At 30.8% G+C, this 16,278-nt stretch carries 17 protein-coding genes; 5 read left to right on the forward strand and 12 right to left on the reverse strand.

What is annotated here, in order from left to right; all coding sequences use genetic code 11:
* Nucleotides 1-16: 16 nt before the first annotated feature.
* The 12 genes from BCR26_RS14185 to BCR26_RS14240 form a co-directional block, all read right to left on the reverse strand.
* Nucleotides 17-319, reverse strand: a complete 303-nt coding sequence (locus BCR26_RS14185) for a TIGR04197 family type VII secretion effector (protein ID WP_069699654.1) — start codon at nt 317-319, stop codon at nt 17-19.
* Between the two features lie 823 nt (nt 320-1,142).
* Nucleotides 1,143-2,036, reverse strand: coding sequence for a nucleotidyl transferase AbiEii/AbiGii toxin family protein (locus BCR26_RS14190; RefSeq protein WP_069699655.1), 894 nt, complete (start codon nt 2,034-2,036; stop codon nt 1,143-1,145).
* Nucleotides 2,037-2,053: 17 nt separating this feature from the next.
* Nucleotides 2,054-2,920 carry a hypothetical protein gene (locus tag BCR26_RS14195; RefSeq protein ID WP_069699656.1) on the reverse strand — a complete coding sequence of 289 codons (867 nt, stop codon included), beginning with the start codon at nt 2,918-2,920 and terminating at the stop codon, nt 2,054-2,056.
* A gap of 801 nt (nt 2,921-3,721) precedes the next feature.
* Nucleotides 3,722-5,473 (reverse strand): ABC transporter ATP-binding protein, encoded by a 1,752-nt coding sequence (locus tag BCR26_RS14200; RefSeq protein ID WP_069699657.1) that lies wholly within the window; start codon nt 5,471-5,473, stop codon nt 3,722-3,724.
* A 215-nt stretch (nt 5,474-5,688) separates the two neighbouring features.
* Entirely contained in the window at nt 5,689-6,000 is a 312-nt protein-coding gene (locus BCR26_RS14205; RefSeq protein ID WP_069699658.1) for a hypothetical protein, read from the reverse strand.
* 12 nt (nt 6,001-6,012) lie between these two features.
* On the reverse strand, nt 6,013-6,771 hold the full coding sequence (locus BCR26_RS14210; RefSeq protein WP_069699659.1) for a hypothetical protein: 759 nt from the start codon (nt 6,769-6,771) through the stop codon (nt 6,013-6,015).
* Between the two features lie 16 nt (nt 6,772-6,787).
* Entirely contained in the window at nt 6,788-7,642 is an 855-nt protein-coding gene (locus tag BCR26_RS14215) for an ABC transporter ATP-binding protein (RefSeq protein WP_069699660.1), read from the reverse strand.
* Nucleotides 7,643-7,645: 3 nt separating this feature from the next.
* Nucleotides 7,646-8,086, reverse strand: coding sequence for a hypothetical protein (locus BCR26_RS14220; RefSeq protein WP_069699661.1), 441 nt, complete (start codon nt 8,084-8,086; stop codon nt 7,646-7,648).
* 22 nt (nt 8,087-8,108) lie between these two features.
* Nucleotides 8,109-8,756 (reverse strand): CPBP family intramembrane glutamic endopeptidase, encoded by a 648-nt coding sequence (locus BCR26_RS14225; RefSeq protein WP_069699662.1) that lies wholly within the window; start codon nt 8,754-8,756, stop codon nt 8,109-8,111.
* A 632-nt stretch (nt 8,757-9,388) separates the two neighbouring features.
* Complete coding sequence (locus BCR26_RS14230) at nt 9,389-10,621, reverse strand: radical SAM/SPASM domain-containing protein (protein ID WP_211272311.1); 1,233 nt, start codon at nt 10,619-10,621, stop codon at nt 9,389-9,391.
* A gap of 453 nt (nt 10,622-11,074) precedes the next feature.
* The gene (locus tag BCR26_RS14235) at nt 11,075-11,296 is read right to left on the reverse strand and encodes a helix-turn-helix domain-containing protein (protein WP_069699664.1); all 222 of its coding nucleotides are present in this window, start codon (nt 11,294-11,296) and stop codon (nt 11,075-11,077) included.
* Between the two features lie 476 nt (nt 11,297-11,772).
* Nucleotides 11,773-12,627, reverse strand: a complete 855-nt coding sequence (locus tag BCR26_RS14240; protein WP_069699665.1) for a helix-turn-helix domain-containing protein — start codon at nt 12,625-12,627, stop codon at nt 11,773-11,775.
* 192 nt (nt 12,628-12,819) lie between these two features.
* Between BCR26_RS14240 and BCR26_RS14245 the strand changes: the two genes are divergently transcribed.
* From BCR26_RS14245 to BCR26_RS14265, 5 genes are all read left to right on the forward strand, one after another.
* Nucleotides 12,820-13,149, forward strand: a complete 330-nt coding sequence (locus tag BCR26_RS14245; RefSeq protein WP_069699666.1) for a hypothetical protein — start codon at nt 12,820-12,822, stop codon at nt 13,147-13,149.
* Nucleotides 13,146-13,631 (forward strand): hypothetical protein, encoded by a 486-nt coding sequence (locus tag BCR26_RS14250; RefSeq protein WP_069699667.1) that lies wholly within the window; start codon nt 13,146-13,148, stop codon nt 13,629-13,631. The genes BCR26_RS14245 and BCR26_RS14250 overlap by 4 nt, the downstream gene beginning before the upstream one ends.
* A gap of 218 nt (nt 13,632-13,849) precedes the next feature.
* Nucleotides 13,850-14,692, forward strand: coding sequence for a rolling circle replication-associated protein (locus BCR26_RS14255; RefSeq protein WP_069699668.1), 843 nt, complete (start codon nt 13,850-13,852; stop codon nt 14,690-14,692).
* A complete protein-coding gene (locus tag BCR26_RS14260; protein WP_069699669.1) occupies nt 14,685-14,966 on the forward strand; it encodes a helix-turn-helix domain-containing protein in 282 nt (93 codons plus the stop codon). The genes BCR26_RS14255 and BCR26_RS14260 overlap by 8 nt, the downstream gene beginning before the upstream one ends.
* Before the next feature lie 64 nt (nt 14,967-15,030).
* Entirely contained in the window at nt 15,031-16,134 is a 1,104-nt protein-coding gene (locus BCR26_RS14265; RefSeq protein ID WP_069699670.1) for a site-specific integrase, read from the forward strand.
* The last annotated feature ends 144 nt before the right edge of the window (nt 16,135-16,278 follow it).

Below are 16,278 nucleotides of genomic sequence, written 5' to 3' on the forward strand. Positions count from 1 at the left end.
TTTTCTCTGTCCGCTTTCACGAATAACCACCTCTTAGTATCGGAGTTGAATTTAAAATACTGCTATTAATTTTTTGATCAATCGCTTCAAACTCTTGGGCTACTGAATGGATATTATTCCCATCCTTCGCAATCGCATTTGAAATCCTTTGCAAGCGCTGACCAAAATCAAGTCCACTTTTTTGCGCCTGTTGATTCCCAGTTACAGTCGTCCTAGTGGCACTGGAAGTTGGCGCATTGATTGCATTTAACGCACTAGCTGAACGACTAAACGAGGCCGATATACCACCCGCAATCGTTGTATTACTTTTTATTGCCATTTTCTCACCCCTTAATTATTCATTTAATAAAAAGAACTACCAATTCAGTTTATCATAGCAAACTTTTCTTGAATAGATACTCCTAAATAAAAAGCAAGTATTTCCCTTTTAACTTATACCATTTTCATCCATTTGAAATCGCAGAAAATTTTATACTTCATGATTCCCTCCTGATTGTTTTACTCAATCAAGGAATAGACGGTTTAATTATTAAATCTCTTGTTGGTCATGCAGAAACTTCTAACATGATCCGAGACGTTTATGGGCATACAAATGACCAAACAAAAATTGACACAATTAAACGTTTAGAAGAATATAGACAAGCAAAGCAAGGGTAATTAGTTACGAGGTACAAAAAAGTCGTAACCAAATCAAAAAAAGACACTCTCCAAATTTTGGAAAGTGTCTTGAAACATTCTAATTGAATGGGCCTGGATTTCTTGTGAAATCTCCGTCCCATACTGTATTCGTAAGCGAATAAATTCGCAACGACTCCAGCATTTAACGTTTAGAGAAACATAGCCAATGTAACATGTACATCTCCAGTCTGTCAAATCCCCTTATATCAATATTTATATTTTCTAAAAATTGTTATAAGGGGATAAAAACTGATTAAGATGTATATCACTTGAACCAAAGATAAAATAGCTGCTAGTTGAATACAGACATTAATTTGAACTTATTAATTGATTACAGATACCTTCTCATGATGTTGGGAGCTTCACTAAATATTATCTAAAATACTCTTAACAATAAAATCCTCACTTGATATAGTATTTTGTAAATCACTTAATTATGCGGTAGCTTTTCACTTTTTTGTTCACTAGTTCACACCATTTTTATCTATATATACTCTTTGTAATGCCTCTAAATAGTCTTTGAATTGACTGACAATACTCTTCAATTTAAGATGTTTTGCGTACTCCCTATCTTTAATGTAATTCTTCCAAGAAATTTCATTCATTTCTTTATTTGTAATTATTTCATCAACAATAAAGAACCAGTCATCAAATACTTCTTCGTCAATAGACAGCTCTTTATGACGAAACATCCATGTATTCTCAAAAGCCTCATAAAATTTAGTGACACTTGGTTTATTTTGAGAATTTAAAATCAAATGTATATCGTAAAAATCTTTCATTCTAGAATTTTTTGTTCCTAAATTTAGTATTATTTCTGTTTTTTCAGCAAGAATTGTCTCAATCGGATATGCATATAATGTGATCGCTTTACGTTCACCTTTCTTCTCATTGAAAAGTAGTGGTATGTCTATAACTTCTGCTTGAGGGGTGATAGTATCGCCTACACCCAAGTCTAAATCAAACTGAACGACTGATTTTTCTTCTAAAAAGGTCATTTTAAATTTGGCTCGAAAACCATCATATATACTTTCTTGTTGTGAATCCAATAGATTAATTAATTCAAATTGTACTCCATCATCTAACTCAATACTAATAATCATTTCGAGCATCTTAGTAACATTCTTTCTATCTGCAGATATTCCTTTTAATAACGTATCTAAATCTTTTGTCGTTCTTTGCTCTACTTTAAAAATAGTTCCAAGTAAAAAGCCGCCCTTGATGATAAAGTTGTCTTTATACTCACTTTCTTGTAACCTTAATAAAAATCTTTCAGTCGCGTATCTTATCCTATATTCTTCAAAACTAATTTCTGAGTTCTCAGTCTTTATTAGATCTTTTAGTCTGTTTGACTTCATAATTCAACGCGCCCTTCTTAAGATAATTGTAACTCCCACAAGTACTTGTCTAACTCTTTTAATACGCCTTGTTTATGCGCTATTCTTCTTAATCGCTTACTATCCCGAGGATATAAATCATAATATTTTTTAAGTGCTTCATATTTAACTTCTTCTTCTGTATTAGAATTTGTTGTTAATATATCTGCTATAGTTCTCTCTGCGGATGTAATCCGAACAAGATTGTTGTTGAGTGTTTTTTTAGTAACAATTTGAGTACTTCCTATTGGGGCACTTCTTGTTAAGAATATAGGATCATTTTCATAATAACTGAATACAAGAGACTTATTATTATTGTATACGTCATCATGAATCTTAATGTAACGATTTGAATTTTTTTTTAATTGAGAAAATTTGTAGTCCTTTGGCATACTCATAATGGTTCTTCGAGGAATTACATCACTCAAATCTAGCATGTATAAGGCCGACTCATGTGAAATAACTGCTCTAGAATATTGCGATTGAAACAAGAATGGTGCATCCAGGCTTTTATGAGGGAAAATATACATTCCACTCGAGATTTCTTGTAATCTATACTCATAGATAAATTTATCTAAATAATAATTACTAATATCTGCTTTATTCATAAATTTCCTCACTATATTCCCACTATATTTTGCAGCTTGAACAAGGAATAGAAATTCTTTTGATTCTATATCTGGTAACCTAGAATCTAGTAAATAATCTTTTAACTTATTGGTAAAAAAAGGTTCCCTCAAAAAATTAATAACCTGCGATAATTGTTCAAAATTAAGAATATCGACCATTTCATTAATCATATTCTTTTTCTCTTCAATACTTTTGTCACTTTCATTTTCTAAAAAATCATCTAATTCAGAATACATTTCCTAACCCCCTTACAATTAACTATTTTACCATTTAACCGTTATAATAAAAAGAATAACTGGTTATCACCTAAAAAAAACATCCTGAATTCGCATTCATTTCGTTTTTTAACTAGCCATTGATAGAATATACATAGTTAAATGTATAAATGTACATTGGATAAAAAAGAGAGTGCCACTTGAAATTTATAATCGGAGTAAAGAAGAATAGATTAATTAATATCTATTTTTCTAATGTAGTTACATATTCAGTAAATAGGGGAGCGTAGGAATAGCCTAAAATCAAAAGGTTCAATAGCATCAAGGGTTTTAAAGGCGTTTGTAGAGGTATAAAACAACTTAAAAATGAGTTAGTTTGGATTAAGTTTTCCCAAAAACAAAAAGACGCTTCACAAACTAAGTTGCGAAACGTCTTGATTGTTGATATAAAGCTAATATTAACGTTTTGAGAACTGTGAAGCTTTACGAGCTTTCTTAAGACCTGGTTGACAATGTTCCGTTTTTAAAATGATTGAAAATGTAGTAGTAGCAAAGATGTATATGAAATATTGAAGATGCTTATTTCACTATATTTTATTAAATTTTAACTACTCGTAACCAAAATTCGTAACCAAATTAAAAATAACTTGCACGTCAGAATCTATTTTTTGCTAAGTATAACTAAACCATTCCAATATTAGGAGGGTACTTGCTCGTGCTTCCTCTTCAAGAAATAATGACAAAACTCGTAACTACAGATCTATGTTCGAAGAAAGTCCAATAGTCAAAACTATTTGCTTAAATATTTAACAAAAGAAGATTCTACAGTCCACTTTCCATCTGTTGTTTGTAAAATTCTTTGTATAGATGATGACTCCCCAAAAGCTCCTCATGGGTTCCATATCCTGTAATTGTTCCTTCTTGAACAAAATAAATCTGATCTGAATTTATTATCGTTGAAAGTCTATGAGCAATTGCTATAACAGTTCTTCCTTTCATAATATTATCAATAGCATCTTGAATTTGTTTTTCTGAATTACTGTCTAAATTAGCTGTAGCCTCATCAAGAAGCAAGATATTTGGATTTCGTAAGAAAGTTCGAGCAATGCTAAGTCTTTGTCTTTGTCCACCAGATAAAGTAACCCCTCTTTCTCCAATCATTGTATCTAATTTGTCTGACATTTCTTCAATGAATTCCCATGCAAAAGCTGCTTTACATGCAAAAATAATATCTGTATCATCAACATTTTCTTCAATCAAACCATACAATAAATTCTCTTTAATAGTTCCTGAAATCAAGTCATTTTCTTGAGAAACATAGCCAATCTGACTTCTCCAAGATTTCAAAGAAATTTCGTTTACATTTAAGTTACCTAATAATATTTCACCTGAATCCAAATCATATAGTCGTTCTATCAGTGCTAAAATTGTTGATTTCCCACCCCCACTAGGCCCAACCAACGCATGCTTAGATCCAACTTCAATGCTCATATTAATATTGTTAAGCTTAAAGCCATCATCCTGATTCTGATATCTAAATTCAACTTCTCTTAATCTTAACGACTTTCCCCTTATATCAATGTTCTGACCTAATTCCAATTTTTCAACTCGTTCATTTAAAATTTCAGAGATTCTCTCAGTGGCTCCCTTAGTTCTTTGCAGTTCAGAAAAAAATGAGCTCAAATTTGAAATAGGATTAATAATCATTACAACTACAATCATAAATCCAATTAAAGTACCTACAGACAGCGTTCCATCTGCAACACGAATACCTCCATAAGTAATTATTGATATAACAATTCCCATAACAATTAGATTCACTACAGGTGTTAGGAAGGCTAAAATTTTTATTTGTTTTACTAAATGTTGTTTTAAAGTTGCTATCTTTTTCTTTCCTATCCCTATCTCAAAATTTTCAGCCGAACTTATCTTTGTTAAAGTATTTTCTGAAGTCATTTGAAAAGCTCTCTCATTTAGATTAGCTATTGAATCTTGTATATTTTTTGAAATTTTAGAAAGAATTCGTCCAACGGGTATAAAAAGGATAAAAAAAAGAGGAATTCCAAATAATACAACAATTAATAGCTTCCAATCAAGAATAAAAAGAACTATTACTCCAATCGATATATATATAATCGCATTAAAAAATTGTGCTACTTCACGACTAACTAAATCATAAATCATGCTAGTATCATTCACAATTCGACTTGAAAGCTCACCTGAATTATTGCGATCAAAAAAAACTTTGGGCAGTTTTACTACTTTATTCCATAGACGAATCCTTAGATTGGTTACTACATCCACTCCTACAACATTTAAAGAATAATTCCCAATAACTTGAGCAACTGCTTGTATAAAAAAAATTACAAAAACTATTAAGTAATAGTTTCCTATAACAACTTGTTGCCCTTGTTGTGAAAAAGAATCTATAACTTTTTGTATAAAGATTGGTAGTATTGATGCTAAAACAGCACTAATTCCATTAAAAACTATTCCAAATATAAGTTTCAGTCTTGAAGGGTGTGCAGATAGCAGTAGACTATAGAAATTCCTCCACGTATACTCTGATTTCATTTTCTCTCCCCCAAATTAATTGCTATAATCATAAGTTTTCCCAAAGCAACCTATTCTATTAAGTTCTAGTTAAACATGGAATAATAAACCCTTGGGAGGTATCTAATACATATTATTGGAACATACAAGCAACCTTACAAAAAATTTTTTTATCCTATCAAAATAAATTTTTTTTAGTTCGTAAACATTACTATTTCAATACTTCGGCAAATAATTCAATCTTTTTTCTTCTTTATAAGATAGTAGACAATAGCATACGACAATATCACAGAGAAAAAATACAAAGAAATGATTAACCAAGTAGTCCTATAAAGTCTAAAAATAACAATGATAATAAGAAGAACCATTCCCTCAATAATCCATATTTTCCCCGTAAGTTCATTTACAGTTTCTCTATCATTTTTAAGAATAATGAGCAGTGGATTGTTCCATAATTTGTTCTTATAACGCGTAAACAAAAAACCTCCCAATAACAATAGTAAACTTGGAGTAAGTGAAAATATTATCTTTATATAATTTTCAGTCATAACTAAATCCTCCTAATTCAAATCCATATTTTTAAAAGCTACACTTCCCAAAATCAAAACTGCACATGTATAGATAAATAAAGTTAACGTACTTTTTACTGCATCATTTGTAATGTCTTGATTAGTAGCTAATTTTAAAATTCGTGTAAAGTCACAAATATATGTCGGTAAGTAAATCATAATTATTTTTATGTTACTTAATATTGTGAATAAAATAATAACTAAAAAAGTTAGCACTCCCCCTCCTATATTGGTAAAAAAAATAGATATTGTGCAAGCCAATACTGTAACAAATAAAATTTCTAAAAGACCCAAAAGAAAAGCATATGACAACATATGTAAGTTATGGGAATTTTTTTCAAAAAATTCCGTACCAGATAAAAGAAAGTGTGAAACAAGCAAACTAGAACTCCAAAATGATAAATAAAGCATTGTAGTAAGAAGTATATTGCTAAATAATTTACTAAAAAAAAGCTTTTTTCTACTAACTCTTATTAAATACATGTGAATAGAACGATCAGAAATTTCTTTTCCTAAATTTGATGTTGTTAACAAAATAGGAATCAAGTATGATATTTTTAATATTCTTAACATTTCCCATACAGTAAGGGTTAAAGTAAATTCATTAATTTTTCCAGAAATCACAACTGCACTATTTTTTGTTTTGATAAGTATGATAAAAATTATTGGTATTGCAAAAAAAAGCACTATCGAGCTAATTGATGATTTTCTTTTTAATAACTTCCCTACTTCCACTTTCAATGTTTCCATATCTAACTAAACTCCTTTAAAAATAATTTGATAATTCCTCAACAAGCGCAATCTTTTCAATTTCTATTTGCTCATTAACTAACAAATTTAATATTTTATTCAAATTGCTTTCTGCTATAGTAACTTGGGTTCGTTTATTAACCAATTTATGAGTAAATAAAGAAGTATTTTGCAATTTTTGTAAAATTTCAGTATAATCGCTTTTCAAAAAAATACAGTAACTACTCATTATTTCAGAAATTTTTTTGTTTTCAACGATAATTCCTCTTTCTAATATAATAACTCGATCACATATATTCTTTATGAAATCTAATTCATGTGATGATAATAAAATTCCTACATTTTGAGTATTAGCTAAAAAACGTAATTGTGAGTCTAATATTTTCATGCCTACAGGATCAATTCCTACTGTCGGCTCATCTAAAATCAAAAAATCAAAACATTCCATGAGCGATTGCGCTAATCCCAATCTTTGTTTCATCCCATAAGAAAATTTCTTGATTTTTTTATCTTTAGCATCCTCTAACCCCACTTTTTCTAAAGCATCAATTATAGTATGCTCTGAATTATGTTTATTGTTTAGTCCATAAAGAAACTTCAAATTATCAAATGCAGTAAAGTACTCTAAAAAAGATGGTTCCAATAAAAAACTAATGTGTTTATAAAGGTTTTTACATGTTAAAATCTGATTATCAACATATATCTCTCCATCATATTTCAAAAGTTGCATAATACTTTTTATCAAAGTAGTTTTTCCCGCACCATTTTTCCCAAGTAATCCAACAATTTCACCTTTTTTAATAGTAATATTTATTTCTTTTAAAACTTCATTCGATGAAAACGATTTTCTTAAATTCCTTATTTCTAGCATATACTAACGCTTCTTCCTGTTGAACTTGTTACCCATTAATCCTGCTACACCGGCAATAACGATGTATAGAAAAACTGTAGACAATACCTGACCAAAGCTAATTCCAGAACCTATATTAATTGTAACACCCTCTTGTACATTAGTATTTTCAACCAATTTTTTTATGTTAGCATCGTTCAAAAAAAACATAGGTAATAAATTACTAATTACAGAAAAGACTGTTGAATATATAACTGCATAAGCTACAGTGATATTTCTGTTTTGTAAAGTGTAACCAATTATCAACATCAAAATGAACAGGTAAACAATGGGAATCCCAAATAAAAATAGTATTAACATATAAAAATTTGAATCATTCAACATTGTTGATAAATAAATCAATTGTGTACCTACAAGTAGAAATAATCCACATAACAATATTATAGTAACATTTTTTTTCTTCACACTTTACATCCTCCTTGTTTTCTTATAGGTTAACAATTATGTTATAAATATAATGCACTGCTGAACCTATATATATACTATTTGTTTTCTTTCTTAAGATACCCAGTAATAGGGCAATTGGCAATCTAAAAAGCAAATTCACAACAAATTCTGAATTTGAATGAAATAAAAAAGCAAAGATAAAAGAACTAAGTAATACTGCTGTCTGTCTTCCCCACATTCTTTCAATTTCTGAATACAAAACCCCTCTTGAATAGAATTCTTCTGTTAAAGCAACCACAATAAAGCTAACAATTATTGCGATACCTTCTGAATCATTAATTCCTACAAAGTAAATAGAAATTAAAAAAGATAGAAGTGTCAATACAGCCATAACAATAATTGATATTTTATTTTTTTTGAAAACCAAACCTAAATCAAAAAGAGAATGCTTTCTTATTTTGACTTCAAATAGAAAAGGAATTATAACAAGTACAAAAATCATTGGCAAACTATAGCCTACGAACATTTGTAATAATCCATCAGTTTTATTTATATCGGTTGTTATTCCACCTAAAAAAAAATTAGTTATTATAACAACTGCCAGTCCAAGAACAATCAATGGTACAATCGAATAGGCACTCAATATCAATATATTTGCACATAAATCCGTCAAATTAGTTTTTTTCACATTTTCCTCCATATTACCCGAAAAATAGTAAGTTTAAAGTCTATTTTTCAAAAAATCTTCTTATTTATCAAATTTTGAGTAAAAGTAAAGCAAAAGACATTAGAGAAACACTTTACGAAAGTATTTCTCTAACATAATTACTTTTTAAACCGACCAACCCTTAGCAGTTACGCCTACACTAACACACAAAAGACCTAACATTACCCCTGGTCCATAACAAGCAGATTTTTTTTGTTTAGTTACAAATAACATTTTACTCATCCTTTCTAGTTTTAAATAAAATGATTAAAGGTCTAAACTGAAACCCCATTTTTTCCCAACTGACCAACCATAAGCTAAAATGTATCCTATGCATGCGGTTTTAGATTTTGATGATTTAAATAACATTGTCTTCTTCTCCTCTCAATTTATAAAGCAATATTCCACTTAGAGATACCTGCACTTCCTACCCACAAGACTTGAATGCAACAACTTTTTTCCCTTTTGCTTTTAAAAAACATTTGGGTTCCTCCTTTCACTTTTTTTGAGCAAACATTAAAGATTCTATTTTTTAATAGTTTTTTAGATTGGGGACATTTAGCCCAATCATATCTCACTAAAAATAGTAAAACATATATAATAAAAATAGTTTCCTACTTCACTCTTTTTGTAACCGCTTTAGAAAAACTATTAAAAAATTCTTTAAACATCGGACAATACGGATCATCGCCGGATAAATCTTTAGTAAACATATATGCTCTCGCGCGACACCCACCTCCACAAAAATATTTATGCTGGCATGACACACAGGTGCTATTACTATCTACATTGTATTTTGAATAATTCTTATTCGCTCTATCAACTATATCTTTTAGTTGTTCATTATAAACATTTCCTATTTTCAACTCTGGCAAATGTGTCATATGACAAGGGTATACAGAACCATCTGTTCCTATACTAACTGTTATTTCGCCTATGCCGCATTTTTCACAAACAGTGACATAATAATCCTCTAAGGAAGCACTATCTACTCCCACACCCAACTGTAATTCCTCACCAAGCATAGTCGTTTTTTTCGCTAATTCTTTCAGCTGATTTTTAGTCGGAATCCAATCTTTCAATACATCATTAGGAGGAACTGTTAATAAACTATAAGATATCCCAACCCCTTGTTCTTTTGCATATTGATTATAGTTTTCAATATAATCAATATTGTTTTTATGAATAGTTGGCAAGACCCTAATTCTTTTAAAATTTGAATTTTTAGCAATAATAATCGCTTGCTCTACTTTTTCAAAAATCCCTTTATCTCTTAAAAAAGTCGGTACTTCTTTACTAAATCCATCAATAGATATTGATATTTCATCAAGATATTCGGCTAACTCATTAGAAAGCTCTTCATTTAATGTAACACCACTCGTTAAAATAACGACATAAGGAATTTCCATTTCTTTTTTTGCAAATCTTACAATTTCAACAATATCTTTCCTTAATAATGGCTCCCCACCAGAAATAACTAAGGATTTCATCTCTAGTTTTTTCAATTGTTTAATAATATCACAAATTTTCTCTAAAGACATATTTATCTTGCAGTTTCTAGATATATCATCTGAATAACACCCTATACAGTGTAAAGGACAATCGTTAGTAACATGTAAATAAACAGTGTCCAGAAATATTTTTTCAACAATAAAATCTTCTTTTATCAACTCTTGCTCTTCAAGAAATTGTAAAATTTCTTTATTCTTCTCAATTTCTTCTGTTTTAATTGTTTCTCCATGCATAACTTTTTCTATGAAAATTTTTGTGTCAGTATCCACACCTGCAAAAACCCCAGTTTCTTTATTTCCAACAATCCATGCTCCACTATATTCGAATAACTTCATTTTTTTCGAAATATTAATGTTTCCCATCCTCCTTTAAAATTTTTTTATGAATTTACCATGAAGTATCAATTTCACCCTGTTATCTAAAATATATTATTATCGTAACACTAAGAAATAAAACGCTTTCCAAAAAAAAAGAATACCATACTTTTGGTCACTAGTAAATACCAAAAAAATATAAAAATAAAAACATATTTAATACTACAAATACTGTATAAAAAAAATTTAATTCCGTCCATAATAAAATTAATCTAGATGACTAAAAAAAAGGAAATTGTGTTACGCTAATTAACAGTTATTTATAGAAAAAGCCCATCTATAACCGCTTAATTTTAAAGATGTGATTGTGTTCACTAGAATTCAGAGTCAGATCACATCTAAGTTGCATAGCTTCTAATTATTGACCTTCCCACCATTTTCTGATTTTTATTTCATCTCTTAGATTAAGTAAATTTACTCAATATTTTTCAGTTGAATGATCTCGCCAATGTCATCTATATTCATAGCTTCTGCAATTCTAATTAAATGATTAATTTGTATCCGTTGTCTTTTACCATTCGCTAGTTCACTTAATCCGGCTACTTCAATGTCCGATAACCTAGATAGCTCACTTAATGAAATAGCGTGCTTATTTATCAAATCATGAATTTTTATTTCTAATGTTTTCTCTTTCATAAAAACCTCTCCCTTCATTACTTATATAGACAAAAAAGAGGACTAAGGAGGAAACACAACATGATGGAGCAACAGAACCATTCCTCTAAATAAGAAAAAAATCATTAAAGAATTTCACGCTAGTTCTTATATTTTTAATGCATTCTACCAAGATTTCTTAACTAGTACAGCTACTTTAGAAAAACAAATTGAAGAATTAAAAAACCGACCAAAAGTTAGAGTCGAAAAGTCTTTTGCTATTTTGCTAGATTCTGAGGGGCGAGAGTTGTATTTTTACAAAGACTAGATTTATTTGTTTCCACAAACGGTGGGCATGTTACGCTAAAATGCTCCGAGAACTAGCTGAGTCCTTGCTATTTTGTGAATTCCTCGGGGCACAAACAAATCCACGCGCCCAATAAAAGCAGTCAACAGCGACGTTAGGAGAACGGAGTGGCTGTTAACTGCTTTTATTGTGTTATTGAACCTATCTTTTCTTACTTCTCAAACCAATCATAATAATCATCAGAAGTTGCTTCTGCATAGACTTTTAGTAATTCTGGTCGCAAGGTTTGAAAAGCTTTGACTAGCTCTCCCCCACCAAATTGAGTAGAAAATGGATGCCCTGTTAACTCCTTTGATAAGCTAGAAATCAATTTCATTGTTTCTAGATCATCTGCTAACACATTAATCAGCTTTCCAACAAGAAACCCATCATCAAAAGAAAGTTCTTTATCTTTTAATACGCCTTCATAGTAATTTTTGATAGAAGAGATTATTTTCTCTGTATCTCCATAATCAAAATCCCTCGTTGCATCATAATACCCCATGACTTCTGAACTGAGGAAAATACTCGCATCTTCTACCTTTTCTTCTTTTACAGATGTTTCTTCCTTTAAAAATTTCACTGCCAATTCTTGAATGTGTTCTCTCAGTAATTTATGGTGAATTTCTGCAAAACAATCATCTATAAATTCTTCTACTGGATAGCCAACCTCATTTTCCCACCCAATATTTTTGTATTCATCTGTTAAAAAAATATGTTTGATCTCATTCGTTACTTCTGGATGGTCTGCTAATAAAGCTTGCTGCCCCTCCAATGTTAGGTAATCAAATATATACTCTTCAATTTCACCAAAATAAAACCAACCCACTGGTTTACCACAAAATTTAGACACTTTTTCAAGAACATCTAACGGTACTAAGGTATACCCTTGAACATAAGAACTGATTGTCGGTTTTTTTAATCCTAAACGATGACCAAACTCTGTAAAAGATAAATTCAATTCATCTTTTACTAATTTAAGACGAGCACCAACTTTTTCTTTATCTGGTTTTAACAATCCAAACACATTTAAACCCTCCTAACTCTTCTTAAAATTCAGTATAACACAAACGTATTTAAAAACGTATATATTTTAACAGGAAATCTATTGACAAAGTATACAAAATCGTATATCATCATTTTTATAGAGAGATTCTCTATTTTTTTACACCGATCGTATATATATTCGTATATAAAAACAGAAAGAAGGAATGAAATTATGGCAATCAAAATTAGTGATTTAGTTTTTCCAAAAGAAAAACTAGAAAAAGAGTTTCAAGTCGTACAAGTAACCAAATGGCAAAAAGACGGGGAAGTATTAGGGTGGAACTACGAGTGTGTGCTTCCTAAACTACGCTATGAAAAAATTAGCGTAAAAATTAAAAGTGAATTTCCTGTTATTTCTATGGAAGAACTAGAAAACCAAGGGTTAGCTGTTGTCACGTTTGAGGAATTAAAAATCTCTCCTTGGGGGCGTGTCAATGGACAATTTATCAATTATGGACTCTCTGCCTTTGCTTCCTCCGTGAAATTAGTCACTCAAAAATGACGGAAGCTGATTATTTTACTGCCTATGAAGTGATTGAAAAAATTGATGGTCTAAACTCACTGTCAACATTAAATAAATGGGCAAATTTTATCCAAAAAGAGTGTCACTATACCTTTCATTTGGCGTATGGGAAGAATGCTTGTCATAAACAAATTCGGCATTTTTCAACCGAAGAAATCAAAAAATTGCAAGAAGTTGTTTATTTAATTCCCAAAATGGGGCGTGATAATGCTTTGCGTACACTCTTTGATGTTCATCACACATACAATACGATGAATCATCAGGAGTTAGCGATGGCTATTTTTAATTCTTTTCAACTTCATATGGAGGAAAAAGAGAAATTGATTACGGCTTTATCTAAGCAATGTCACGAGTTAAACAATCAGTGCATGGACTTACGGCAAAGAATATATACATTAGAAAAGTTAAATGATACTGAACAAGACCATCCTACCAGCGGGTGGTTTCGGCGGAAGCGGTGAGAAGCCCCCAGCGACGACACCGACTTTCCGTCCGAGAAGAGCTACACGATGGTTGGATGGTCTGGAAGAAAGGCATCGCCTTTCTTCCTACTTAACTTGTTTTATAGAACAACATCTGGCGAAAAAAAATGCAATGATTTTTACTCATTGAAACAGGCAAAAGATAAATCATACTTTATTAATGACCGCTAAATTTCTACTATTGGAGGGGATTGAGATTGTTAAAAGGATACAATCAAAAAATCATTGAGACTTCCACGTATATAGAAATTTGGGATTATGAAAAACCGGTACTTTACAGACAAACAGACCCTATAAATGAAAAAAAGAGAAAACTTGACTGGCTAGAAGAAAAAAGAACACGAAAAAATTTTGATGAATTATCTGCACAAAATCAATATGACAGCCTAAAAAGAAAACAAAAACATTATCAAAACACACGGTTTGACATTGCTCGCTTAGTCGACATGAATTTTGACAACCAAACGAAATTTTTAACCTTAACTTTTAAAGAAAATAGACAAGACATTGAGTATACAAATAGTGAGTTCAAAAAATTTATTAAACGACTAAATTATAACCTTTATAAAACGAAAAAATCCCAAATCAGCTATCTTGCAACGTGGGAAAAACAAAAACGTGGCGCAATCCATTACCACATTATTTTATTTCACTTTCCATATATTCCTCATAAAACATTCGTTACTATTTGGGGGCATGGTAGTGTGACGATCAACAAAATAGATGTGGACAGTATTGAAAACAGAGGAAGATATATCAGTAAGTATTTTGATAAAGAGCTAGAGCTTAAAGAACACAAGAAAAAAGCCTATTTCAAATCTCAAAATTTAAAGCTTCCTAAAAAAACAAAAAAATTGGCAAATAAAACATATGACCTGACAAACAAACAGGTTTTGTTTACAAAAGATTACGTTCGCAAAAGCCCTGTATTTTCTACAGAAAGAAATGACTATGGCGTACCTGAGCGAAAAATTACTTTTGAAGAAAGTATGGTTCATTACACAAAAATCAAAAAAACAGGAGGGGATCGTTATGAATGAACTCACTATTTTACTATCAAAAGCACAACAAGAAATGTTGCAACAAACGATTCATCAATTATTAATGAGCGAAGTCAACCAGTTCAAAGGCGAACTTGGTTTAAATACTCGCTACATCAAAAAGAAACAGCTTTGTCACTACCTCAATTTATCCAATAATACCTTAGATAAGTTGATTGCAGAAGGACTACCAAAAATTATTGTTCAAGGCGTTGTTCTTTACGACAAAATAGAAGTTGATCGTTGGCTGAAAAAATTTAGCCAGTCAGTTTAAACATGGTACACTTAATTTGTAGTATCTTACATTCTGACGTGCAAGAAGGAGAGTAGGAAAAACTATGGCAATTAAAAAAATGAATAATGGAAAATATAAAGTAAATGTCTACATGGGTGCTGGTTTCTCTCGATTTGTTGCCTATGCCGATTCAAAAGAAGAAGCTATGATTCTTGAACAAGAAGCGAAACTCCAAAAACTAAAGGGAGAATTCAAGAAAAAGAAAGGAGATTACACCTTTAAAGAAGTTTATGAAATGTGGTGGAAAAAGAAGTATATTGTTACTAAGCACCATGAACAAAGTACTTTAGACCGTACAAAAAGTGTTTTTCGCCTTCACATTCTTCCTTATTTAGGAGACAAAAAAATAAAACATGTCTCTTTTGATATTTTAGAAAATCTTCAAATTTTATGGGCTTTCGGTGATGAAGAAAAAAAGATTAACCCTTATGCTAATTTCAAGGTGTGTGTATCTTATACAAAACAAGTAATGAAATATTCTTTATTGAAAGGCTATATTTCTAAGAATCCTTATGAATTGCTAGAAATGCCTGTAAATGAGGCTCTCAAACGAAAAAAAGAACAAAAACGGCGCAAAAAATACTATTCTATCGAAATCGTTCAAGAATCTTTGCAATTAATGAAAAAAGAACATGGCTTTCAAAGACAACAAATCTCCTTATCCCACAAACTCATAAAGAACAAAGAGACTGGTAGATATGAGCGTGTAGAAGGTATGAAAAACGGCTATCGCTTCCGAGATGTTCCAATCAATGAAACCATTGTGAATTTGTTAAAAGAGTGGAAGCAAAAACAAGCAATTGAATTGAAACAACTAGGAATTAAACAAACAGCTCAACAGTTTTTATTTACCTATGTGAATCAAAAAGGCGAGGTCAACCAACCACTTCATACCGATTGGTTGAACAATAAGCTAAACCAACTAGAGAAAAAATATGAACTTCCTCATATCATTCCTCATGGTTTAAGGCATACCTTCGTTTCAGATTTACTCAATCAAGGAATAGACGGTTTAATTATTAAATCTCTTGTCGGTCATGCAGAAACTTCTAATATGATTCGAGACGTTTATGGACATACAAATGACCAAACAAAAATTGACACAATTAAACGCTTAGAAGAATATAGACAAGCAAAACAAGAGTAATTAGTTACGAGATACGAAAAGTCGTCACCAAACTCGTTACCAAATCAAATCGAGTAGGAGGCTAATCATTAATTGATTAGCCGACCTCTCACACCACCGTACGTACGGTTCTCGTATACGGCGGTTCAACTTTACATCACCTGT

The sequence above is a fragment of the Enterococcus rivorum genome, from assembly GCF_001742285.1.
GTDB lineage: Bacteria > Bacillota > Bacilli > Lactobacillales > Enterococcaceae > Enterococcus_L > Enterococcus_L rivorum.